This window comes from Herbivorax alkaliphila (assembly GCF_030848475.1).
Taxonomy (GTDB): Bacteria; Bacillota; Clostridia; order Acetivibrionales; family Acetivibrionaceae; genus Herbivorax.
In genome coordinates this window covers 1-812 of record NZ_JAVDDS010000155.1, presented here as the reverse complement: position 1 = coordinate 812, position 812 = coordinate 1, and the positions used below count along the sequence as shown (strand labels likewise).

The following is an 812-nucleotide window of genomic DNA, read 5'->3' as shown; positions in this document are numbered from 1 at the left end:
AATTATAACCCTGCTCTATCCAACTAAGTTCCTTAAGCTGATTAAATTGCCTTTTGCTTAATGATTGTTGCTCTGTTAAATCAAATTCATCAAGAGTCTTGTATTCAGGAAAGGATGCCTGCTTTATATTTCTTTCAAATCTTTTTTCTTGACGTCCCTCTATTTCACATTGAAGAAAGTTTTCCAAAAACCTTTCATATGATATGGACTCTTTCAAAGACTCATTTAAAATTTCTTCTATTTTTTCTGCAACAGTATAAAGATTAACTGTTTTTAGCATTGTTCTAACATTTTCAATTGTCATTTGCATTATTATTACCTCCTAGTGCACTTACATATTCAGACATGTCACGTATTTTAGGACTAATTTTTATTTTTTCAATATCTTCTTCGTTTAGGCATATCTCTTTTTCACAAGAATCTTTACTTTCAATTAGGTTTTCTTTTTGATAATGGTTTGCTGCATCTTGGAAATCTGTTGCTCTATAAAGTTTATTTTTCAAACAAAACTCCAAAGCCTTGTCTATGCTACTTAAAGAAGTTTCCTCTATTGCTTTTTGAATTAGCATAATTTGATCCCTTACATATCTTGGCTTTTCCTTTCGAATAAGTTCCATAAAGTTTCTTGCCGTATCAGGCTTAGAAAATTTAGTAGATGTTTTATTTATAATGTCTATAATTTTGCTTCCTTTTTCTCTTTTGTGATCATTGTTTTTTAGTAGATTTCCTTTATCCACAGGTATTCTAAATTTGCCTAATACTTTATCTGTATCAAGTTCTATAATTACAAGCTCATTGTCATCTGTATATTT

At 29.4% G+C, this 812-nt stretch carries 1 protein-coding gene and 1 pseudogene; both read right to left on the bottom strand.

Annotation, left to right across the window (positions count from 1 at the left end; translation table 11 throughout):
* Positions 1-310: ATP-binding protein (locus RBH29_RS17820; protein ID WP_306698355.1), on the bottom strand; the 310-nt coding region annotated here is incomplete at its 3' end.
* Positions 294-812 (bottom strand): annotated as a pseudogene (locus RBH29_RS17815) (IS21 family transposase); the annotation flags it as partial. The gene RBH29_RS17820 and the pseudogene RBH29_RS17815, both read right to left, overlap by 17 nt.